At 61.0% G+C, this 21,902-nt stretch carries 21 protein-coding genes and 1 pseudogene; 11 read left to right on the forward strand and 11 right to left on the reverse strand.

What is annotated here, in order from left to right; genetic code table 11:
• Positions 1-101: 101 nt before the first annotated feature.
• The gene (locus tag OC605_RS07065) at positions 102-2,945 is read left to right on the forward strand and encodes a class I adenylate cyclase (protein WP_262136582.1); all 2,844 of its coding nucleotides are present in this window, start codon (positions 102-104) and stop codon (positions 2,943-2,945) included.
• Between the two features lie 9 nt (positions 2,946-2,954).
• Here OC605_RS07065 and rnk read toward each other — a convergent pair whose 3' ends face one another.
• From rnk to cyaY, 3 genes and pseudogenes are all read right to left on the reverse strand, one after another.
• Positions 2,955-3,371 (reverse strand): nucleoside diphosphate kinase regulator, encoded by a 417-nt coding sequence (gene rnk, locus OC605_RS07070; protein ID WP_262136583.1) that lies wholly within the window; start codon positions 3,369-3,371, stop codon positions 2,955-2,957.
• A gap of 253 nt (positions 3,372-3,624) precedes the next feature.
• Positions 3,625-3,846 (reverse strand): DUF1289 domain-containing protein, encoded by a 222-nt coding sequence (locus OC605_RS07075; RefSeq protein ID WP_262136584.1) that lies wholly within the window; start codon positions 3,844-3,846, stop codon positions 3,625-3,627.
• Between the two features lie 3 nt (positions 3,847-3,849).
• Positions 3,850-4,118 (reverse strand): annotated as a pseudogene (cyaY, locus tag OC605_RS28135) (iron donor protein CyaY).
• Between the two features lie 377 nt (positions 4,119-4,495).
• Here cyaY and lptM point away from each other — a divergent pair.
• The 6 genes from lptM to OC605_RS07115 are packed head-to-tail and all read left to right on the forward strand — an operon-like array spanning position 4,496 to position 9,102.
• A complete protein-coding gene (gene lptM / locus OC605_RS07090; protein ID WP_016772589.1) occupies positions 4,496-4,666 on the forward strand; it encodes an LPS translocon maturation chaperone LptM in 171 nt (56 codons plus the stop codon).
• A 9-nt stretch (positions 4,667-4,675) separates the two neighbouring features.
• Positions 4,676-5,923, forward strand: a complete 1,248-nt coding sequence (lysA, locus tag OC605_RS07095; RefSeq protein WP_186569457.1) for a diaminopimelate decarboxylase — start codon at positions 4,676-4,678, stop codon at positions 5,921-5,923.
• Positions 5,924-5,926: 3 nt separating this feature from the next.
• Positions 5,927-6,757, forward strand: a complete 831-nt coding sequence (gene dapF / locus OC605_RS07100; protein WP_016772587.1) for a diaminopimelate epimerase — start codon at positions 5,927-5,929, stop codon at positions 6,755-6,757.
• A gap of 13 nt (positions 6,758-6,770) precedes the next feature.
• Positions 6,771-7,496, forward strand: coding sequence for a DUF484 family protein (locus OC605_RS07105; protein WP_024014772.1), 726 nt, complete (start codon positions 6,771-6,773; stop codon positions 7,494-7,496).
• 2 nt (positions 7,497-7,498) lie between these two features.
• Positions 7,499-8,398, forward strand: a complete 900-nt coding sequence (gene xerC, locus OC605_RS07110; protein WP_024014773.1) for a tyrosine recombinase XerC — start codon at positions 7,499-7,501, stop codon at positions 8,396-8,398.
• The gene (locus OC605_RS07115) at positions 8,395-9,102 is read left to right on the forward strand and encodes an HAD family hydrolase (RefSeq protein WP_122698695.1); all 708 of its coding nucleotides are present in this window, start codon (positions 8,395-8,397) and stop codon (positions 9,100-9,102) included. The genes xerC and OC605_RS07115 overlap by 4 nt, the downstream gene beginning before the upstream one ends.
• Positions 9,103-9,291: 189 nt before the next feature.
• Here OC605_RS07115 and sutA read toward each other — a convergent pair whose 3' ends face one another.
• The 4 genes from sutA to glnK form a co-directional block, all read right to left on the reverse strand.
• Entirely contained in the window at positions 9,292-9,618 is a 327-nt protein-coding gene (gene sutA / locus OC605_RS07120) for a transcriptional regulator SutA (protein WP_016772583.1), read from the reverse strand.
• 101 nt (positions 9,619-9,719) lie between these two features.
• Complete coding sequence (locus OC605_RS07125; RefSeq protein ID WP_039757391.1) at positions 9,720-10,145, reverse strand: secondary thiamine-phosphate synthase enzyme YjbQ; 426 nt, start codon at positions 10,143-10,145, stop codon at positions 9,720-9,722.
• A 215-nt stretch (positions 10,146-10,360) separates the two neighbouring features.
• Entirely contained in the window at positions 10,361-11,698 is a 1,338-nt protein-coding gene (locus tag OC605_RS07130; RefSeq protein WP_041476939.1) for an ammonium transporter, read from the reverse strand.
• A 37-nt stretch (positions 11,699-11,735) separates the two neighbouring features.
• Entirely contained in the window at positions 11,736-12,074 is a 339-nt protein-coding gene (glnK, locus tag OC605_RS07135) for a P-II family nitrogen regulator (RefSeq protein ID WP_002555808.1), read from the reverse strand.
• Positions 12,075-12,468: 394 nt separating this feature from the next.
• On the opposite strand from glnK, the gene OC605_RS07140 reads away from it, so the two are divergent.
• Positions 12,469-12,729, forward strand: a complete 261-nt coding sequence (locus tag OC605_RS07140) for an accessory factor UbiK family protein (protein WP_007920416.1) — start codon at positions 12,469-12,471, stop codon at positions 12,727-12,729.
• A gap of 212 nt (positions 12,730-12,941) precedes the next feature.
• Here OC605_RS07140 and OC605_RS07145 read toward each other — a convergent pair whose 3' ends face one another.
• Positions 12,942-13,211: a HigA family addiction module antitoxin gene (locus OC605_RS07145; protein WP_262136585.1), complete on the reverse strand. Its 270-nt coding sequence runs from the start codon at positions 13,209-13,211 to the stop codon at positions 12,942-12,944.
• Positions 13,212-13,463: 252 nt separating this feature from the next.
• On the opposite strand from OC605_RS07145, the gene OC605_RS07150 reads away from it, so the two are divergent.
• Positions 13,464-13,928 carry a hypothetical protein gene (locus tag OC605_RS07150; protein ID WP_186569458.1) on the forward strand — a complete coding sequence of 155 codons (465 nt, stop codon included), beginning with the start codon at positions 13,464-13,466 and terminating at the stop codon, positions 13,926-13,928.
• 383 nt (positions 13,929-14,311) lie between these two features.
• Positions 14,312-15,805, forward strand: a complete 1,494-nt coding sequence (locus OC605_RS07155; protein ID WP_110644495.1) for a YifB family Mg chelatase-like AAA ATPase — start codon at positions 14,312-14,314, stop codon at positions 15,803-15,805.
• On the opposite strand, the gene OC605_RS07160 is transcribed toward OC605_RS07155, so the two are convergent.
• From OC605_RS07160 to OC605_RS07170, 3 genes are all read right to left on the reverse strand, one after another.
• On the reverse strand, positions 15,802-17,016 hold the full coding sequence (locus OC605_RS07160) for an aldose 1-epimerase family protein (protein WP_262136586.1): 1,215 nt from the start codon (positions 17,014-17,016) through the stop codon (positions 15,802-15,804). The two genes, OC605_RS07155 and OC605_RS07160, sit on opposite strands and share 4 nt — an antisense overlap.
• 195 nt (positions 17,017-17,211) lie before the next feature.
• Positions 17,212-19,188, reverse strand: a complete 1,977-nt coding sequence (locus tag OC605_RS07165; RefSeq protein ID WP_133335700.1) for a methyl-accepting chemotaxis protein — start codon at positions 19,186-19,188, stop codon at positions 17,212-17,214.
• A 187-nt stretch (positions 19,189-19,375) separates the two neighbouring features.
• A complete protein-coding gene (locus OC605_RS07170; RefSeq protein WP_024014781.1) occupies positions 19,376-20,296 on the reverse strand; it encodes a LysR substrate-binding domain-containing protein in 921 nt (306 codons plus the stop codon).
• 159 nt (positions 20,297-20,455) lie between these two features.
• Between OC605_RS07170 and OC605_RS07175 the strand changes: the two genes are divergently transcribed.
• Positions 20,456-21,850, forward strand: a complete 1,395-nt coding sequence (locus tag OC605_RS07175) for a NorM family multidrug efflux MATE transporter (RefSeq protein ID WP_262136587.1) — start codon at positions 20,456-20,458, stop codon at positions 21,848-21,850.
• Positions 21,851-21,902 lie beyond the last annotated feature (52 nt).

Here is a 21,902-nt window from a genome sequence, read left to right on the forward strand (position 1 = left end):
CCAAAAAACAAATTCAGCTTAAACGTCTTCCCGCGCAGCGGCTAAACTGCGGCCATTCCGAGACCCTCTACGTCCGAGCCTGCAAGCCGGTTTGAGCTGACATGACCCGCACCCACGAAATCCGCCCCGACCTGGACGAAGGCATCGACCGCAAGGTCCTCAGCCAACTGCGCGCACGTTTTCTCAAACTCAATGAAGGCCGCCTCGGCCGCGCCCTCGAAGGCTTGTCGACGCGCCAGCAAAGCGTGTTGACGCTGTTGCCGCTGTTCTTTCACGTCAATCATCCGTTGCTGCCCGGCTATGTCTCGGGCAGTACGCCGGCGGGGCTTTCGAATTATGAGCCGGACGCCAATGCGCTGACCGAGGCGCAGCGCCTGACTCGCTCGTTCTCTTACAGGCCGCGCCACGGCAGCAACCCGCCGCGACCGATCCACGGCCTGTTCCTGATGGGCAGCCTCGGCACACTGGCCCAGGCCGATCAGAGCGACATGGACGTGTGGGTCTGCCATGGGCCGGACCTGAGCGAAAGCGAGCTCGCCGAGCTGAGCAAGAAGTGCCAATTGCTGGAAGCCTGGGCTGCGAGCCAGGGTGCCGAAGCGCATTTCTTCCTGATCGACCCCACGCGCTTCGTCAAAGGCGAACGCGATTCCAAGCTCAGTTCGGACAACTGCGGCAGCACCCAGCACTATCTGCTGCTCGACGAGTTTTATCGCACGGCGATCTGGCTGGCCGGGCGCACGCCGATCTGGTGGCTGGTGCCGGTTTATGAAGAAACAGCCTACGACGCCTACACCCACACCCTGCTGTCCAAACGCTTCATTCGCGCCGACGAAACCCTGGATCTCGGGCCGATGGCGACCATTCCGCCCGGGGAGTTCATCGGTGCCGGATTGTGGCAGTTGTTCAAAGGCATCGAGTCGCCCTACAAGTCGGTGCTCAAACTGCTGCTGACCGAGGTGTACGCCAGCGAACATCCGCACGTGCAGTGCCTGAGCCTGCGCTTCAAGAAAGCCGTGTTCGCCAATCAGCTCGATCTCGATGAGCTTGACCCGTACATGGTCGTGTACCGGCGTATCGAGGAATACCTGATCGCCCGCAACGAACCGGAGCGTCTTGAACTGGTGCGCCGCGCGCTGTATCTGAAGGTCAACCGCAAGCTCACCGGCAACAGCCGCAGCCAAGGCTGGCAACGCGCACTGCTCGAACGCCTGGCTGGCGAGTGGCATTGGGATCAACGGCAACTGGCGCTGCTCGACAGCCGCAGTCAGTGGAAAGTCCGCCAGGTCAGCGCCGAGCGCCGCGCACTGGTCAACGAACTTAACTACAGCTATCGCTTCCTGACCCAGTTCGCCCGCAGCGAACAGACCGTCAGCCTGATCAACAAGCGCGACCTCAATGTCCTCGGCAGGCGCCTATACGCAGCGTTCGAGCGCAAGGCCGACAAAGTCGAGTTCATCAATCCGGGCATCGCCCCGGACCTGGCCGAAGACACCCTGACCCTGGTGCAGTCGCCGAACAAAAAAGAGCCGGGGCAGACCCAGTGGGGCCTGTACAACGGCAGCCTGACGGCGCTGGAGTGGGAACATTTCGCACCGATCAAGCGCAGTCGCGAGCTGCTTGAACTGCTGACCTGGTGCCACCGCAACGGCGTGATCGACAGCAGCACCCGCCTGGCCCTGCATCCGGGCACCAGCGACTTGAGCGAGTTCGAACTGTTCAACCTGCTCGGCAGCCTGCAGCAGTGCATCGCCCTGCCCTTGTCCACCGTCGCCGAAGAGCCCTTGCTGCGTGCCGCTGTGCCCAGCGAAGTGCTGCTGCTGATCAACGTCGGCGTCGACCCGCTCAAGCATCACCGTGATCTGAACATCCTGATGACCACCGAACGCACCGACTCGCTGAGCTATGCCGGCGTGCGCGAAAACCTGGTGCTGACCCTCGATCAAGTCACGCTCAACAGCTGGAACGAAGTGCTGGTCAATCGTTTCGACGGCCCGCATGCACTGCTCGACTGCCTGCGCGATTACCTCAACAACCTGCCGCGCGGCCCGGTGCAGCCGTCGCTGAAGGTGCGCTGTTTCTGCCACAACCGCGCGCAATTCATTGCCCGCCGCGTCGAGGAAATCGTCGACACCGCGCAGACCCTGTTGCTCAGCGAGTTGAATCATCGCTACCTGATTCAGGTGCAGCAGCACTATCACGTGCTGGAGCTGGTGCCGGGTCAGGTCAACCATGTCGCCCTCGCCACTCTGCCGGCACTGCTCGATTATCTGGGCGAAGAACAACCGCGCTACAGCCCGCTGCATCTCGACCCGATGGCACTGGAAGATCGCGACCTGGCGCTGATCCTGCCGATGGGTCAGCCGGAGTGCATTCAGGTGTTCTACCGCATCAGCGAGCAGCAGGCCGAGCTGTACGTGCTGGATGAATTCAATGCGCTGTGGCAGCAGCAACTGCCGTACCACGACGAGCAGAGTCTGCTGGTACCGCTGCAGCGTTTTCTGCAATCGATCCAATACCGCCGTGAAGCGCAATTGCCGATGGACGGTGGCCCTGCAGGCAGCCCCGAGACTTTGTATTACCAGCTGTTGCCGTCAGGCCCGGGGCGCTCGCGCAGGGTCGAAACCCGGCCGGCACCGCAGACCCCGGTGAACAAACCGTTCTATGACGTACAGGCGATCATCGGTAAAGCCGCGCCCGGCGAAGTGCAGGTCACCCTGTATTGCAATCAGCGTGAATTCAGCGAGCTGGAGCATGGCGACCAGTTGTTCAGCGTGGTCGCCCGGGAGATCGTCGAGCAGCGCCGCGAGACCGAACGCTATCGCTGCTACATCACCGACCTCGACCTCTCGGGGTTGCTCGGTGACGGGCACAGTTCAAGCAATCTGTATCTGCGCTACAAGGCGGACCTGGAGCGCTCGTTGAATGAAGCGCTCGAACAGGTTTGAAGCGGGGAGTTATTCGGGAAAGGCGCCGCCGTTGACCGGTTGCGATTCCACTTCCAGCAAGGTCAGTTTCAGCGACTTGCCACCCGGGGCCGGCCAATCGATGTGCTGACCGACCTTCAGACCCAGCAGCGCACTGCCGACCGGCGCCAGAATGGAAATCTTGCCTTCATCGGCGTTGGCGTCCTTGGGATAGACCAGCGTCAGGTGGTAATCCTTGCCACTGCCTTCTTCGCGGCAATGCACGCGGGAATTCATGGTCACGACGTCAGCCGGCACTTCATCGTGGCCTACCAGGGTGGCGCGATCCAGTTCGGTTTGCAGCGCGATCACGCCCGGCGCTGCCTGGTCTTTCTCGTTCAGGCTGTCGATCAAGCGCTCCAGACGTTGCACGTCCAGACGGGTAAGGGTGATGGAAGGTGCGGTCATGATCCAGGCAGACTCCTTTCTTCTGCACAAAAAAAGCAAAACCCCGCCAAAAAAGACGGGGTTTTCACCGTGCCTCGGTGGTTTGAGGCGTTCGCGGACACTATCACAGCTCAAAAAATATACAAGTCACGCCCTTTTTTGCCTGGGTGAAACCCTTGTGGCGAGGGGATTTATTCCCGTCGGCTGCGCAGCAGCCGTATAGATTTTGCGGCCGCTACGCGCCCCAACGGGGATAAACCCCCTCGCCACGATATCAAAAGGCTTGGGATTTTCGTGCGGCAGCCTGCTGGCAAATCACCCGGCGCCGTTGATCATCGGCCGAGCGCCATTCGCGAATGTCTTCGACGTGACGCGCGCAGCCGAGGCAGACTTTCTGCTCGTCCAGTCGACATACACCCGTGCACGGCGAAGGCACCGCCGGGCTGACGTTGCTGTAAAGCGGCTTCGGCGGGCGAACAGGCGCGGCATCCGTCACGAATCACAGACCTTCGAAATCGAATTCGGCGCCAGCCTGCTGCTTGACGAGGCGCTGAAGCATTTCGCCCAGCTGCTCTTCGCTCTTGTCGCACATCCAGCGCTCGCTTTCTTCGTCGTAGTCGAATGGAAGCCACCGGACACGGCCGCCAGCCACAGCTGACGCAATGGCTCCTGGCGGCTGAAGATCAGCTGCGAGCCGTTTTCGAACTTGACGGTCAAGACACCTGCCGAGCTTTCCAGATCGATGTCCAGATCGCTTTCGTCAAATATGTCTTCCAGTTTTTCCTGGGTTTCATCGACCAGATCGTGGAAACGGGCTTCGGACAAACTCATTGTGGCAACCTCAAAAATGTCTGATCAGGCTCAAGCGCCGAAAGATACGGACGCTGCCGGCCGATTGCAAAGATTAACGACCAAGCACCTGTCGGCCCATCCAGCACCGCCCCCGTGGGAGCGAGCCTGCTCGCGAAAGCGGTGTGTCAGGCAACGAGCCTGTTGAATTTGCCGACGCCTTCGCGAGCAGGCTCGCTCCCACAGGGATGATGCGCATCACAGGAGCCCCGCCGGACGGGAACCCCGTCGCATAGGCAAGCTGCCGGGTGGCCGGTATACTCCGGCGCAATTAACGCATTTTCAAGGATTTCGCCATGAAGCGCCTGATCTCTTCCCTTGCTGCGCTCGTCGCGGTTGCCTGCCTGGTTTCGGCCTGTGGTCAAAAAGGCCCGCTGTACCTGCCCGATGACGACCAGGACCCGGCCGAACAAGCCCAGTCTTCGCAGAAGCAGCCATCCAAGGCTCACAAGCACGACGTTTACTAAGGGATCGCCATGGACGCTTTTAACTACCGTGGCGGGGAACTGTTCGCGGAAGGTGTGGCGCTGTCCGCCATCGCCGACCGCTTCGGCACGCCCACCTATGTCTACTCGCGCGCGCACATCGAAGCGCAGTATCTGGCCTACGCCGATGCGCTGGCTGGCATGCCGCATCTGGTCTGCTTCGCGGTCAAAGCCAACTCCAACCTCGGTGTACTGAATGTCCTGGCCCGTCTCGGCGCCGGTTTCGACATCGTTTCCCGTGGCGAGCTGGAACGTGTACTGGCCGCAGGTGGCAACGCCGACAAGATCGTTTTCTCCGGCGTCGGCAAGACCCGTGACGACATGCGTCGCGCCCTCGAAGTCGGCGTGCACTGCTTCAACGTCGAATCCACCGACGAGCTCGAGCGCCTGCAAGTAGTCGCCGCCGAGCTGGGTGTTCGCGCCCCGGTTTCGCTGCGCGTGAACCCTGACGTCGATGCCGGCACCCACCCGTACATTTCCACCGGTCTGAAAGAGAACAAGTTCGGCATCGCCATTGCCGACGCCGAAGACGTGTACGTGCGCGCCGCGCATCTGCCGAACCTGGAAGTGGTCGGTGTCGACTGCCACATCGGTTCGCAACTGACCACGCTGCCGCCATTCATTGACGCCCTGGATCGCTTGCTCGATCTGGTCGACCGTCTGGGCGATTGCGGCATTCACCTGCGCCACATCGATCTCGGTGGCGGCCTGGGCGTGCGTTATCGCGATGAAGAGCCGCCGCTGGCTGCCGACTACATCAAAGCCGTGCGCGAGCGTCTCGACGGGCGTGATCTGGCGCTGGTGTTCGAACCGGGTCGCTTCATCGTTGCCAATGGCGGCGTGTTGCTGACGCAGGTCGAATACCTCAAGCACACCGAGCACAAGGATTTCGCCATCGTCGACGCGGCGATGAACGACCTGATCCGCCCGGCGCTGTATCAGGCGTGGATGGACGTCACCGCGGTGAAACCGCGCGACAGCGCTGCACGCAAGTACGACATCGTCGGCCCGATCTGCGAAACCGGCGACTTCCTCGCCAAGGACCGCGAGCTGGCGCTGGAAGAAGGCGACTTGCTGGCAGTGCATTCGGCCGGTGCCTACGGTTTCGTCATGAGCTCCAACTACAACACTCGCGGCCGTGCCGCTGAAGTGCTGGTGGATGGTGATCAGGTTTTTGAAGTGCGTCGCCGCGAAACCGTGGCCGAGCTGTTTGCCGGCGAAAGCCTGCTGCCGGAGTAACCCATGCTGCTGCGTTTTACCAAAATGCACGGCCTGGGCAACGACTTCATGGTCCTCGACCTGGTCAGCCAGCACGCGCACATTCAGCCCAAACACGCCAAGCAATGGGGCGACCGCCACACCGGGATCGGTTTCGACCAGTTGCTGATCGTCGAAGCGCCGAGCAACCCGGATGTGGATTTCCGCTACCGGATCTTCAACTCCGACGGTTCGGAAGTGGAGCAGTGCGGCAACGGTGCGCGCTGCTTCGCCCGCTTCGTGCTCGACAAGCGTCTGACTGCCAAGCGGCAGATCCGCGTCGAGACCAAGGGCGGCATCATCGAACTGGACGTACGTAACGACGGCCAGATCGGCGTGAACATGGGCGCGCCGCGCCTGGTGCCGGCAGACATTCCATTCCAGGCGCCAGCGCAGGCCAGCAGCTATTCGCTGGACGTCGATGGCACCACGGTCGAACTGGCCGCCGTGTCGATGGGCAATCCCCATGCGGTGATCCGCGTGGACGACATCAACAGCGCACCGGTGCATGAACTGGGGCCGAAGATCGAGCACCATCCGCGCTTTCCGGCGCGGGTCAATGTCGGCTTCCTTCAGGTCATCGACCGCCATCGCGCGCAACTGCGTGTTTGGGAACGCGGCGCCGGGGAAACCCAGGCCTGCGGCACCGGCGCCTGTGCGGCGGCGGTGGCGGCCATCAGTCAGGGGTGGATGGATTCGCCGCTGTTGATCGACCTGCCCGGCGGACGTCTGTCCATCGAGTGGGCCGGCCCGGGCGAACCGGTATTGATGACCGGCCCGGCAGTGCGTGTATACGAAGGACAAGTGCGTCTTTGAGCGAGCAGAAATCATGACCGACAAGCCACAGGTACCCGCCCGACCAGTCGACGAATCAGCGTCCGAGAGCCTTGAGGCAGCCGCGGTTGCCGCCTACCTGGAGGCTCATCCGGACTTCTTCGTCGAGCACGAAGAGCTGCTGCCGTCGTTGCGCATTCCGCACCGACGCGGCGACACCGTGTCGCTGGTCGAGCGGCAGATGACCATCCTGCGCGATCGCAATATCGAGATGCGCCATCGCCTTTCGCATCTGATGGACGTGGCCCGCGACAACGATCGCCTGTTTGAAAAAACCCGCCGACTGATCCTCGCACTGATGGATGCATCGACCCTGGAAGACGTGGTCATCAGCGTTGAAGACAGCCTGCGTCAGGATTTCCAGGTGCCCTTCGTCAGCCTGATCCTGCTCGGCGACAACCCGGCCCCGGTCGGCCGCTGGGTGACTCACGCCGACGCGCAAACCGCGATCGGTGGCCTGCTCACCGAAGGCAAAAGCGTCAGCGGCAGCCTGCGTGAACATGAGCTGGATTTCCTCTTCGGCGAAGAACAGCGCCAGCAGATCGGCTCGACCGCCGTGGTTGCCGTCAGCCATCAGGGTATCCACGGCATTCTGGCTATCGCCAGCCGTGACCCGCAGCACTACAAGAGCTCGGTCGGCACCCTGTTCCTCAGTTACATCGCCGAGGTCATGGGCCGCGTGCTGCCACGGGTCAACAGCTCGCTGCGCTCGGTACGCTGACCATGGAACGACAACTGGACGCTTACTGCGAACATCTGCGCAGTGAGCGACAGGTGTCGCCGCACACCCTGTCGGCTTATCGCCGCGACCTCGATAAAGTCCTCGGCTGGTGCATCAAGCAGAACATCGGCAGCTGGGCCGCGCTGGATATCCAGCGTCTGCGCAGCCTGATCGCCCGATTGCATGCGCAAGGCCAGTCCTCGCGCAGCCTCGCCCGCCTGCTCTCGGCGGTGCGCGGGCTCTATCACTATTTGAATCGCGAAGGCCTGTGCGACCACGACCCGGCCACCGGCCTGGCCCCGCCGAAAGGCGAACGGCGTCTGCCGAAGACTCTCGATACTGACCGCGCCCTGCAATTGCTGGAAGGTGCGGTCGAGGACGATTTTCTCGCCCGGCGCGATCAGGCGATTCTCGAGCTGTTCTATTCCTCTGGCCTGCGCCTGTCCGAGCTCACCGGGCTCAATCTCGATCAACTCGACCTCGCCGACGGCATGGTTCAGGTGCTCGGCAAGGGCAGCAAGACCCGGCTGTTGCCGGTTGGCACCAAGGCCCGCGAAGCCTTGGAACACTGGTTGCCGCTTAGAGCCATGACCAACCCGGCGGACGATGCGGTGTTTGTCAGCCAGCAAGGCCGGCGTCTCGGCCCGCGGGCGATTCAGGTGCGGGTCAAACTGGCTGGCGAGCGCGAGCTGGGGCAGAACCTGCATCCGCACATGCTGCGGCACTCGTTCGCCAGCCATTTGCTCGAGTCTTCACAGGATCTGCGCGCGGTGCAGGAATTGCTCGGTCACTCTGATATCAAAACCACACAGATCTATACCCACCTCGACTTCCAGCATCTGGCGGCGGTCTACGACAGCGCCCACCCTCGGGCCAAACGCATGAAAGGCGATGATTCATGAGCATTCAGTTGATCACCTTCGACCTCGACGACACTTTGTGGGATACCGCGCCGGTGATCGCCAGCGCCGAAACCGTGTTGCGCGAATGGCTGAGCGAGCATGCGTCGAATCTGGGCGCGGTGCCGGTGGAGCATTTGTGGTCGATTCGCGAGCGGGTGCTGGCGGGCGAACCGGGGCTCAAGCACCGCATCAGCGCGCTGCGTCGACGTGTGCTGTTCCATGCTCTGGAGGAAGCCGGGTACGCCCACGGCGAGGCGTCGGAGCTGGCTGACAAGGCTTTTGAAGTGTTCCTGCATGCGCGGCATCAGATCGAAGTGTTCCCGGAAGTCGAGCCGCTGCTGGAGCTGCTCGCCAATCACTACGCCCTCGGCGTGGTCACCAATGGCAATGCCGACGTGCGTCGACTGGGGCTGGCGGATTACTTCAAGTTCGCCTTGTGCGCCGAAGACATCGGCATCGCCAAACCGGATGCGCGGCTGTTTCATGAAGCGTTGCAGCGCGGTGGTGTAAGCCCCGCAGCGGCGGTGCATGTCGGCGATCATCCTGGCGATGACATTGCCGGCGCTCAGCAGGCAGGCTTGCGCGCGGTGTGGTTCAACCCGACGGGCAAGGTCTGGGAAGCGGAGCGCTTGCCGGATGCGGAGATTCGCAGCCTGACCGAATTGCCCGCCGTGCTCTCCCGCTGGAATGCTTCCTCGAACTGATCTACAGCCCTGTGGGAGCGAGCCTGCTCGCGAATGCGGTGTGTCATCCAACATGTATGTCGGCTGACATGCCCTCTTCGCGAGCAGGCTCGCTGCCACCGGGGACTGCATTTGTTTTCAACGCATTTATTCCAGGCATGAAAAAGCCCGCAGCGACGGCGGGCTTTTTCAGCAAGCGAGCGACGCGCCTCAGATAGGGCGGCTGCCGTACTTGTTGTCCGGCTTTTTGGGCGGATCGGCGACCACGTTGGCCTCCACTTCCTGCACCTTGCCGCCGCGCGCAAGGAATTCTTCCATGGCCTTGGCCAGGGCGTCACGCTCCTTGTTCTTGGCTTCGATGCTCGGCAACTCGTCGACCGATACCGCAGCCTTGGCTTTGCCTTTGGCAGCCGGGGCCGGCGTGTCGTCACCGCCATCGTCTTCGGCAACGTCTTCCGCTGCCGCTTCCAGGCCTTCCTCGGCCTCGTCTTCGTCGCCTACTTCGAGGTCGTCGTTTTCCAGATCATCGTCGCTCATGTTCTACCTCATGACTTGCCAAAAGCAGATTAGTTATAGACCAGCTTGGGCGGCTGTCGAAGCCGCCGTTGAAAAATCTTCCACCGCTGCCCGGCAGCGGCTCATGCCTGTTCACCGTGCAAGGTGGCGAGGACTTTACGGGCACCGCCGTGATCACGGTGCTCGCCCAGATAAATCCCTTGCCAGGTACCCAGTGCCAGCCGCCCTGCCGAAACCGGCAGGCTGATCTGGCAACCCAGCACGCTGGCCTTGAAGTGCGCCGGGAGATCGTCCGGGCCTTCATCGTTGTGCTCGTAGCCGTCCGTTCCTTGTGGGATCAGACGATTGAAAAATCGTTCGAAGTCGCGACGAACTGCCGGATCGGCGTTCTCGTTGATGGTCAACGACGCCGACGTGTGCTGCAGCCACAAATGCAACAGACCGACCCGACAGGTCTTGAGTTCAGGCAAGCCTGCGAGCAACTCGTCCGTCACTAGATGAAAGCCCCGGGGCCTTGCCCGCAGGGTTATCAGAGTCTGTTGCCACATACAGTTCTCCGCTCGTTCGGGGCGCATTCTAGCGTGCTCTGAAAAAAAACAAAGGCCCTAATATTCCTGCAGCGATGTAAGCGATTGCCCGCAGAAAAAGCCTCGTCGTAAAGACGACCAAAGCCGTAAGAAAAATCCTTTCAGCCGCTCCCTGAATGACAAATCCCGGACAAAAAAATGCCCGGCGAACCGGGCAATTTTTTTATCGCGCGTACTTACAGGTTGTAGCCGCGTTCGTTGTGTTGTGCCAGATCGAGGCCGACCGACTCTTCTTCCTCGGTTACGCGCAGACCCATGACGGCGTCCAGCACCTTGAGGATGATGAAGGTGACGATCGCGGTGTAGATCACCGTGAAGCCGACGCCTTTGATCTGAATCCAGACCTGCGCGCCGATGTCAGTCACGGTGCCGAAGCCGCCCAGTGCCGGTGCGGCAAACACACCGGTGAGGATCGCGCCGAGGATACCGCCGATACCGTGCACGCCGAAGGCGTCCAGGGAATCGTCATAGCCGAGTTTGCGCTTCAGGGTGGTGGCGCAGAAGAAGCACACCACGCCTGCGGCCAGACCGATCACCAGTGCACCCATCGGGCCGACGGTGCCAGCGGCCGGGGTGATCGCGACCAGACCGGCGACCACACCCGAAGCAATGCCCAGCGCGCTTGGCTTGCCGTGGGTGACCCACTCGGCAAACATCCAGCCCAGTGCGGCAGCGGCAGTGGCGATCTGGGTAACCAGCATGGCCATACCGGCAGTGCCGTTGGCAGCGGCAGCGGAACCGGCGTTGAAGCCGAACCAGCCGACCCACAGCATCGCCGCGCCCATCAGCGTGTAGCCGAGGTTGTGCGGAGCCATTGGTGTGGTCGGGAAGCCTTTGCGCTTGCCCAGTACCAGGCACGCGACCAGACCGGCGATACCGGCGTTGATGTGCACCACGGTGCCGCCAGCGAAGTCGAGCACGCCCCAGTCCCACATCAGGCCGCCGTTACCGGACCAGACCATGTGCGCGATCGGTGCATAAACCAGAGTGAACCAGATGCCCATGAAGATCAGCATCGCGGAGAACTTCATGCGCTCGGCGAACGCACCGACTATCAGCGCCGGGGTGATGATCGCGAAGGTCATCTGGAAGGTAATGAACACCGCCTCAGGGAACAGCGCCGCCGGGCCGGTGATGCTCGAAGGCGTGACACCGGCGAGGAACGCCTTGCCCATGCCGCCGAAGAACGAATTGAAGTTGACGACGCCCTGTTCCATGCCGGTAGTGTCGAAGGCAATGCTGTAGCCATAAATGACCCACAGGATGCTGATCAGACCGGTAATGGCGAAGCACTGCATCAGCACGGAAAGAATGTTTTTCGAGCGAACCATGCCGCCGTAGAACAGCGCCAGGCCCGGGATCGTCATGAACAGCACGAGTGCCGTCGAGGTGAGCATCCAGGCGGTGTCGCCGGAATTGAGGACTGGCGCTGCCACTTCGTCTGCCGCCATGGCGATGCCGGGCATTACGATGGACAACAGGGCGCCTAGCCCTGCGAATTTACGCAGAGTCATATTGTTTTCTCCTGGGGCGTTGGGTTTGTGGCGGCGCTTAGATCGCGTCGGTATCGGTTTCGCCGGTACGGATGCGGATCGCCTGTTCCAGATTGACCACGAAGATCTTGCCGTCACCGATCTTGCCGGTGTTGGCCGCTTTGGTTATCGCCTCGATAACCCGATCCAGATCCTTGTCGTCGATGGCCACGTCGATTTTCACCTTGGGCAGAAAATCGACCACATATTCCGCGCCGCGATACAGCTCGGTGTGACCCTTCTGCCGGCCGAAGCCTTTGACTTCAGTGACGGTAATGCCCTGCACGCCGATTTCGGACAGCGACTCGCGCACGTCGTCCAACTTGAACGGCTTGATGATGGCAGTGACTAGCTTCATGAAACTCTCTCCCGAATTGGTGGACTTGCCCCAGGAAAACAAACCCGTCTCAAGTCTAAGCGCAGTGCCTGGCTTTGTAACGCATCGTTGACGCCAGCTAACCGCATCAGACGAAACTCCCCGCTTCGTCTGCCGCACTGCATTCGTCACAGCGACTGCATCAGTGCATGGGTCGAGGGTGACTAAGCAGAAACCTTGCCAGCTCGGCAAAAACCCTGCATTTCAATCCCTTGGCCCCTGTTGCACGCGCTCGTGCAGAAAAGCTTTTGCCGATACGCACAACAACGGTGCGCCACCGTCCGTCCCCCTGCGCGAAAAGCGTGCATCCGTGCAACGGAATTGACTATAGACACTGCGTGATACACTGCCGGCCATTGTTTCCAGGACATTTCCCATGCTCGCGCCCAAAGACTTCCTCGACGCCCTGAGCGGCACCGCCTCCCGCCTGTTCAGCGGCGACACGCCACTGCCGAAAGCCGAAATCGAAAGCCAGTTCAAGATGCTGCTGCAAAGTGCCTTCAGCAAACTCGATCTGGTCAGCCGGGAAGAGTTTGATAGTCAGATGGTGGTGTTGGCTCGCACGCGCGCCCGCCTCGAAAGCCTCGAAGCCAAGGTTGCCGAGATGGAAGCGAAGCTGACACCGCCCGCGGAATAATTCGCGCCCCCTGTAGGGGCTGCCGAAGGCTGCGATCTTTTGATCTATAGACCTTCAACCATCCCCGCAACGTCCTACAACCTTTATGACCGCCGTCCGATTGCGCCAAAAAGCCCAGGTTTCTAAGCTCATCTGATACTGAATGTTCAGCAGAGGGTTTGGCGACCAGGGCAGGGCCATGGTGGAAAAGGGCTTCGCGGATGCTGCAATCGCTATAAACCCGCATGCCGGAGCTGGGCCCTGCGCAAATCGTAAGTCGATTGGAGATTCATCCAGAACTCAGGCCTAGTGTTGAGATGAGTGGCAAGGCTGATTGCCAGATCGGCGCAGATCCTGAGCTGGCATTTCACAAGCTTTTCGATCTCACTTTCGGGCCAGTTCGTGGGCATGGCCAGATCCATGACAGTCATGCCCAACGGCTCCATGAACTCTTTATTCAGAACCTCGCCCGGATGAATCGGGCGCATACCATTGCGGTTCATTTTTCGCCTCCAGAGGCTGCGTTGAGTGACCAAACTGGAGCATCCGATTCAGGAAAACAAGACCATCAAAACCGTTTGGCCGGCGTCCTACAACTAATAGGGCATAACCCTACGAGAATCAGCGTCTGCGCCTGATTCCGTGAGTTCTTGGCTGTGATTAGGCTGGTGGCTTTCGCCTGCGCTGGTCGATCCTATTCGTCGAGTTCCAGGCGATACACATTGATCGCCAGACACTCTGGTTCTGGATCCCTCTTGTCTCATTTGCTCAAGCTCAAAGAAAACACGCTGGTTCAGCATCCAGATGGTGGTTACATCTTTGGCACGATCCCCGATATGCCAAAATTCGGCTTGCCAGGCGGGAAGATTTATCTGCGGGTAGGTATTCACCGTCGAGCGAATAGTGGTTTTGGCGTAGTGCACATTTGGGAAGCCCATAGTGCCGATTTGCTCAAGCATGGTTGCCAGACTGCCGATGGGGTAACAGCGATTGTTGCGAAAATGATCGTCCCGGGGGCACAAATCTATTGTGAGTTCAAAGAACAGCGATGTGGAAACAGGGTCGCGGTACTGAGGACATCTATGGGAACACTGATTCTTGAACCGCGACACGAGCGCGCCACAGGATTTGGTTACTTCGTGGTGACTTGGTACCCGCAAAAACGTGCACATGGCACGTTAGTGGGGCAGATACCACGAGCACCACCAAATCAGAAATAAAAAAAGGCGTCCGATGGACGCCTTTTAAGTATTTTTTGAGGAGTAGTCGCAGCGATTCTTTAGCTCCTGGCTTTACGGCCTTGGGTTCAGAATCCGACAGGCTAGCCCGTCGTCACTACTTCAGAGAAACCAGCTTTCTCTGCTGCCAAAAATGCGGGGGAGCTTTTGCTGGTGCCCAGTCCCGACGAATGCGCAGTTGCAGTCCTCGAACGGGATGATCCGTCAATGCCGGTCGAGAGTCAACGGTCCAATTCAGGCAAGCAATGACAGCCCATCGGGTCTTGATACGTCTTGTAAACCTCTATTTCAGCACTGAAACCCGGCTCAACTACCCTTCAAAAACCCGCAGGAAGCGGCTCCCCGATTCAGCTCAAGGAACGACCATGTCCCTCTCCATTGTCCACAGTCGCGCCCAGATTGGCGTGGAAGCCCCCGCTGTCACCGTCGAAGTCCATCTGGCCAACGGTCTGCCGTCGCTGACCATGGTCGGCCTGCCCGAGGCGGCGGTGAAGGAGAGCAAGGATCGGGTGCGCAGTGCGATCATCAATTCCGGGCTGCAATTTCCGGCGCGGCGGATCACCTTGAATCTGGCGCCGGCGGACCTGCCCAAGGATGGCGGGCGCTTCGATCTGGCGATTGCTTTGGGGATTCTGTCGGCCAGTGTGCAGGTGCCGTGTCTGACCCTGGATGAGGTGGAATGTCTGGGTGAATTGGCATTGTCCGGTGCCGTGCGACCAGTGCGTGGCGTGCTGCCGGCGGCACTGGCGGCGCGCAAGGCCGGGCGGGCGTTGGTGGTGCCTCGAGCGAATGCGGAAGAGGCGTGCCTGGCTTCGGGGCTGAAAGTGTTCGCAGTCGATCACTTGCTGGAAGCGGTGGCGCATTTCAATGGGCACACGCCGGTCGAGCCTTACGTTTCCGATGGTTTGATGCACGCTGCCAAACCCTATCCCGACCTTAACGAGGTGCAGGGGCAGACAGCCGCCAAACGCGCACTGCTGATTGCCGCAGCGGGGGCGCACAACTTGTTGTTCAGCGGGCCTCCGGGAACCGGCAAGACTCTGCTGGCCAGTCGTCTACCAGGATTATTGCCGCCGCTATCCGAATGCGAGGCACTGGAAGTGGCAGCGATTCAATCGGTCGCCAGCGGGGTGCCTCTGACTCACTGGCCGCAACGCCCCTTCCGCCAACCGCACCATTCCGCTTCAGGGCCGGCATTGGTCGGTGGCAGCTCGAAACCGCAACCCGGCGAAATCACCCTCGCCCACCATGGCGTACTGTTTCTCGATGAGTTGCCGGAGTTTGATCGCAAGGTTCTGGAAGTGCTGCGCGAGCCGTTGGAGTCCGGGCATATCGTCATCGCTCGGGCCAAGGATCGCGTGCGTTTCCCCGCACGGTTTCAACTGGTGGCAGCGATGAATCCGTGTCCCTGTGGATATCTTGGCGAACCCAGCGGCAAATGCTCGTGCACACCGGACATGGTCCAGCGCTATCGCAACAAGCTGTCAGGGCCGCTGCTGGATCGGATTGATCTGCACCTGACCGTCGCGCGGGAGGCAACCGCATTGAATCCGGCAGCCAAGCCAGGCGAAAACAGCGCCAGCGCTGCGGCGTTGGTGGCGGAAGCGCGGGAGCGTCAGCAGAAACGTCAGGGCTGTGCCAATGCCTTTCTCGACCTGCCGGGGTTGAAGCGCCACTGCACGTTATCCACAGCCGACGAGAAATGGCTGGAGGCGGCCTGCGAGCGATTGATCTTGTCGCTGCGCTCGGCGCATCGCCTGCTCAAGGTCGCGCGCACGCTGGCGGATCTTGAACAGGCCGATGCGATTACCCGCGAGCATCTGGCCGAGGCACTGCAATACCGGCCGGCGACACCTTAATGCTCAGTCAGATCAACCAGCGGTGCCTGACGCACTTCAGTGTCGCGCCCGGCCTGAATCTCGGTCACGCGCTTCAAAGCGTTATCCACAGCCACCTTGTCCGCGAGGAGGCTGTAGCTGATCTGGAACTGTTTATGTTCTTTCGGCGCAATGGTCGGCACCAGATTCAACGGCCGCTGATAGCGACGGTTGTAGGAAAAACTGGTTCCCGGCTCCAGCCCGGTGACGTAGCCCTGCCCTTGGGTGTCGGTGTTTTTCCACAGCGAAAACACTGGCAGCTGCTGAGTGTTGAAGCCAACGGATACGCCGAGGCTACCGGCCTTGTTGTGCAGCACGGTGAGGGTGTCACCCTTGGGGTCCGCATACGGCACGACGTTGTAGACAGTTTCGTCGTAGTCCTTGGTTGGCCCGCGATAGGTCTGCCAGTCGGGCAGATCTCCCTTGGCCTTGTCGTTGAACGGCGAAACCTGCTTAACCGGCGCAGCGAATTTTGCCCCTTGCTCAAGAAACGGCGTGCTGAAATTGCTGTGATACAGCGCCTGATATTCCTTCGCATAGTCGCCGTTGTTGGTCAGGGTGTCGTTGAGGGCGAAGCTGGCGCTGCCCGGTTCGGTGACCAGTTCGGTCGCTACCGAGAAATCGACTTTCTTGAATGCCTGCTCTTTCAGCTCGCCACGCAGCGTGATGGCATACGGCGGCTTCTCGTCGATGTGCAAAGTGACGGTGCTGGCCGGGATGTTGGCGGCGCGACCGTGCAAGGTCAGCAATTCGCCGTTGTCCATGCCGGGATGGCCAACCCACTCATAACCGCAACGGGTCACCAGCTCATTGAAGCCTTCGAGCCAGCCCAGGCCACCGCGACCGTTGAGTTCGATGAACGCCGGGTTGACCACGTCCTTGACCGGCGAATCCCAGCCCATCCGCACGTTGCCCACCGACGCCTGCAACACGTTCATGCCACGGGTCGGCACGACCGACAGCTTCATCGTGCCGTTATCGATATCGACAATGCTGACGCCCTCCTGACGACCGCCATGCAGGGTACGCAGGGTCACGGAAAACGGTTTGGCGGTTTTTACGCCGAGTTGCTCACTGGTGATCGTCCAGTTTTTTGCCGGAGTGTTGGCGTCGAGCAGGACATAGTCCCAAGCCATGGCATGAGAAGCGGCAGACAATGCGCCGAGTGCGACGAGGAGTTTGAGCGGGGTCATGGCAGCAGCCTTTATTGGAGTTGTGCCATTTTTATAGCGCTGCGGAAACGTTTCAGCAAGTCCAAAGAAGCTGTCGGTGATAGGCATTCGCGAGCAGGCTCGCTCCCACAGGGATTTCGGACCTTCACAATATTTGTGAATTACGCCGACTACTGTGGGAGCGAGCCTGCTCGCGATAGCTGTTTCAAAGATGCATCAACGGAAGCGGTCAACCTCGGAACGCAGATCCGCCGCCAGCTTTTCCAGCTCTTTAGCGGTGACAGCCAGGTTCGACACCACCTCACGCTGCTCGCTGTTGGCCAAGGCGATGCTTTGCAAATTGCTGCTCAGCAACGTCGCAGTGCTGCTTTGTTCCTGAGTGGCGGTGGTGATCGCGGCGAACTGCTGGCCTGCCGAACGGCTCTGCTCATCGATCCGCGCCAGTGCCGAGGCGACATTGGCGTTGCGCGACAGGCCTTCCTGCATCAGCACATTGCCCTGCTCCATGGTGCTGATCGCGTTGCCGGTTTCCTGCTGAATGCTGTGGATCATGCTGGAAATTTCGTCGGTCGCCTGGCGGGTACGCGAGGCGAGGCTGCGCACTTCGTCCGCGACCACGGCAAAACCGCGACCTTGTTCACCGGCACGAGCGGCTTCGATGGCAGCGTTAAGTGCCAACAGGTTGGTCTGCTCGGCGATCGAAGTGATCACGCCGACAATCCCGCCGATTTCCTGAGAGCGCTGCCCCAGCGTGTTGATCACGCTGGCGGTGCTGTTCAGCGCGCCAGCGATCTGCTCCAGCGACGACGACGCCTCTTCCATCGAGCTGCGGCCGATCTGGGTCTGCTGAGCGTTTTCCTGCGCCAGGCGCTGGGTCGCGCCCATGTTGTCGGCAATGTTCAGCGAGGTGGCGCTGAACTCTTCCACGGCGCCGGCCATGCTGGTGATTTCGCCCGACTGCTGCTCCATGCCTTCATACGCACCGCCGGACAAACCGGACAGCGCCTGCGCACGGCTGTTGACCTCTTCCGAAGCGCGGCGGATGTGCTCGACCATGGTCGACAGCGCCTGGCTCATCTGGTTGAACGCGCGCGACAGCTGACCGATTTCATCGTGGCTCGATACGTTCAGCCGCACGCTCAGATCACCCGCGCCCAAGGCCTCGGCCTGACGCACCAGATCGCCCAGCGGGGCGAGTTTGCTGCGCAGCAGCCAGACCACGGAACCGACCGCGAGCAACATCGCCAGCAGGCTGCCGATCGCCAGTTGCGTACCGACGCTCCAGGTCACCGCGCGGATCTCGGCTTTCGGCATGCTCGCCACCACCGACCACGGGCCACCTTCGAACGGCACGGCGATGCTGTAGAAGTCCTCGCCCTTGTCGCTCCAGAACTCACCCTTGCCCGGGGTTTTCACCAGGTTGTTGACGGTCGGGGCGGCTTGATCCAGGTTTTCGACGCCGGCAATCGGCACCAGCCATTTGTTCTGCTCGTCGAGCAGCGCCAGCGAGCCGGTCTTGCCAATGCGGAAGCGCTTGAGATTGGCGAACTGCGCGTTCTGCGCGTCGGTGTAGTCGAAGCCGACGTACAGCACGGCGATGATCTTGCCGCCCGCATCGCGCACCGGGGTGTACTGCGACATGTAGTAGCGCTCGAACAGCAACGAGCGGCCGACATAACTCTGCCCCGCCATCAGTTTCGCGTACGCCGGGTTGGCATGATCGAGCACGGTGCCGATGGCACGGGTGCCGTCCTGCTTGCTGACGTTGGTGCTGACGCGAATGAAGTCTTCGCCGCTGCGCACGAATACCGTGGCCACACCAGCGGTCATCTGCTTGAACTCGTCAACTTCCTTGAAGTTGTTGTTCAGCACTTCGTTGCCCAGGTGCAGGCCCGGAGTCTGCACGCCGGCCACGGTCACTGGCTGATCGGGGTGCACACTCAAACCACTGCCGAAGCGCTTTTCGAACAGCCCGCTCAGGCGCAGGGTGCTTTCGCGCAGCGTACCGTGGAAGGTACTCAGCTGATCGGCCAGCAGCCGGGCCTCACTGGCCAGATGCTCTTCACGGGTGGCGAGGTTGGCGGAATCCAGCGAACGCAAGGCGAACACCGTACTGCCGCTGATGACTATCGCCAGTATCACAGCAAGGGCAAGGCCCAGCTGCGAGGCGATCCGAGCGCGAGGTTGAGACATGAACAGCTCCTGGCCGAGCCACCGAATCCTCCTTGATCGCGGTAATTGCCCGGAAAATATTCTAATAATGGGGGTAGCGCGGAACCGGCACGACGGTTCCACATGCTCGTAGTCGGCGGAAAATCCGAATACTTGAGCGGATTGCGTGGGTATGGCGCAGTAGTGGCATTGTGCCGGCTCGAACGTTTCAGCTCAAGCGCTCTACCGCCGGCAATTGCATGGCACGGACTTCGCCTTGGAGAAAATCGCTGAGACGGCGCAAACGTTCACCTCCCGGACGCGGTTTCGGCCACACCAGGTAATAATTCAGGCCACTGGCGACGGCGGTTGGCCATGGCAGGCTCAAGCGCCCTTGCGCGACATCTTCGGCGACCATCAATAGATCACCCATCGAAACGCCGTAGCCGCGCGCCGCGGCGATCATGCCCAGTTCCAGCGTATCGAACACTTGTCCGCCCTTGAGCGAGACCTGATCGGACAGGCCCATGCGCTCCAGCCAACTGCGCCAGTCACGGCGATCCGGGGTCGGGTGCAGCAGTTCGGCGGTCGCCAGACGCGCTACATCCCAAGGTTGATCATTGAGCAGGTTCGGCGCGCCGACCGGAATCAATTCCTCGGGAAACAGCAGGCTCGCTTCCCAGTCCGGAGGGAAATGCCCGTCACTGAGCAACACCGCGCAATCGAACGGTTCGTTGTTGAAGTCCACCGAGTCGATATCCATCCATGCGCTGGTCAGTTGCACCTCATTGCCCGGCTGCAAATGGCGGAAGCGACTCAACCGCGCCAGCAGCCAACGCATGGTCAGGGTCGATGGCGCTTTCATGCGCAGGATGTCGTCCTCGGCGCGCAAGGTATTGCAGGCGCGCTCAAGGGCGGCGAAGCCTTCGCGGATACCGGGTAACAGCAGCCGCGCCGATTCGGTCAGTTGCAAATTGCGCCCGCTGCGGTGAAACAGCCGGCAGGCGAAGTGTTCTTCAAGAGTGCGCATGTGCCGACTGACCGCGCTCTGGGTGATCGACAGTTCTTCCGCCGCGCGGGTGAACGAGCTGTGTCGCGCGGCCGCTTCGAATGCGCGCAGGGCATACAACGGCGGAAGGCGTCGGGACATACACAAAGCTCCAATAGCGGGGATACAGCCAATTCGGCAGGACGATTCAGGATGAGTATTAATCATGCCACCCATCCTTTTTATCCCTTTGTGCAAAGCCTGCCAAGCGCCGAGAATCGACGCTCTTCTGCTTCCTCTGATATTTGGGTGGTGATGACCATGCAGCATCCTGTGCGTACCGAACTCTGGGCCATTCTGCGGCTGGCGGGGCCGCTGATTGCTTCGCAGTTGGCGCACATGCTGATGGTGCTGACCGACACCCTGATGATGGCGCGCCTCAGCCCCGAAGCGCTGGCCGGTGGCGGCCTCGGTGCCGCGAGCTACTCGTTCGTGTCGATTTTCTGCATCGGCGTGATTGCAGCGGTCGGCACACTGGTGGCGATCCGTCAGGGTGCCGGCGACATCCTCGGTGCCGCGCGCCTGACCCAGGCCGGGTTGTGGCTGGCCTGGCTGATGGCCCTCGGCGGCGGGCTGTTGTTGTGGAACCTCAAACCGGTGTTGCTGCTGTTCGGCCAAACCGAAACCAACGTCAACGCCGCCGGGCAATTTCTCATCGCCCTGCCCTTCGCCCTGCCCGGTTACCTTAGCTTCATGGCCCTGCGCGGTTTTACCAGTGCGATTGGCCGGGCGACGCCAGTGATGGTCATCAGCCTCGCCGGTACGGTGGCCAACTTCCTGCTCAACTACGCGCTGATCACCGGCATGTTCGGCCTGCCGCAACTGGGCCTGACCGGTATCGGTCTGGTCACGGCGATTGTCGCCAACTGCATGGCACTGGCGCTGGCCTGGCATATCCGCCGGCATCCGGCGTATGACGCTTATCCGTTGCGCGCCGGCCTGTCGCGGCCGAACCGGCAATACCTGAAAGAGTTGTGGCGCCTGGGTCTGCCGATTGGCGGCACCTATGCGGTGGAAGTCGGCTTGTTCGCTTTCGCTGCGCTGTGCATGGGCACCATGGGCAGTACGCAAATGGGTGCGCATCAGATTGCACTGCAGATCGTGTCGGTGGCGTTCATGGTCCCGGCCGGGATGTCCTATGCCATCACCATGCGCGTCGGCCAACACTACGGCGCCGGGCAACTGATCGACGCACGCATGTCAGGGCGTGTCGGCATCGCCTTCGGAGCAGTAGTAATGCTCGGCTTCGGCCTGGTGTTCTGGCTGTGGCCGAATCAGTTGGTCGGCCTGTTCCTCGACCACAACGACCCGGCGTTTGCCGAGGTGATCCGTCTGGCGGTGAGCCTGTTGGCGGTGGCGGCGTGGTTCGAGTTGTTCGACGGCACACAGACGATTGCCATGGGCTGCATTCGTGGACTCAAGGATGCCAAAACCACATTTCTCGTGGGGCTCGCTTGCTATTGGCTGATTGGCGCACCGGCGGCGTGGTGGATGGCGTTCCACCTCAATTGGGGGCCGACGGGCGTGTGGTGGGGCCTGGCGCTGGGGCTGGCATGCGCGGCGGTGAGCCTGACGCTGGCGTTTGAATGGAAGATGCAGCGGATGATTCGGCGCGAGCCAGTTGCAGAAAGGTTCGAGGCCATCGGCGCGGATTAAGATCAAAAGATCGCAGCCTTCGGCGGCTCCCACAAGGGAACACATTCCAAGG

It is taken from the genome of Pseudomonas sp. Marseille-Q5117 (genome assembly GCF_946901175.1).
GTDB lineage: Bacteria > Pseudomonadota > Gammaproteobacteria > Pseudomonadales > Pseudomonadaceae > Aquipseudomonas > Aquipseudomonas iranensis.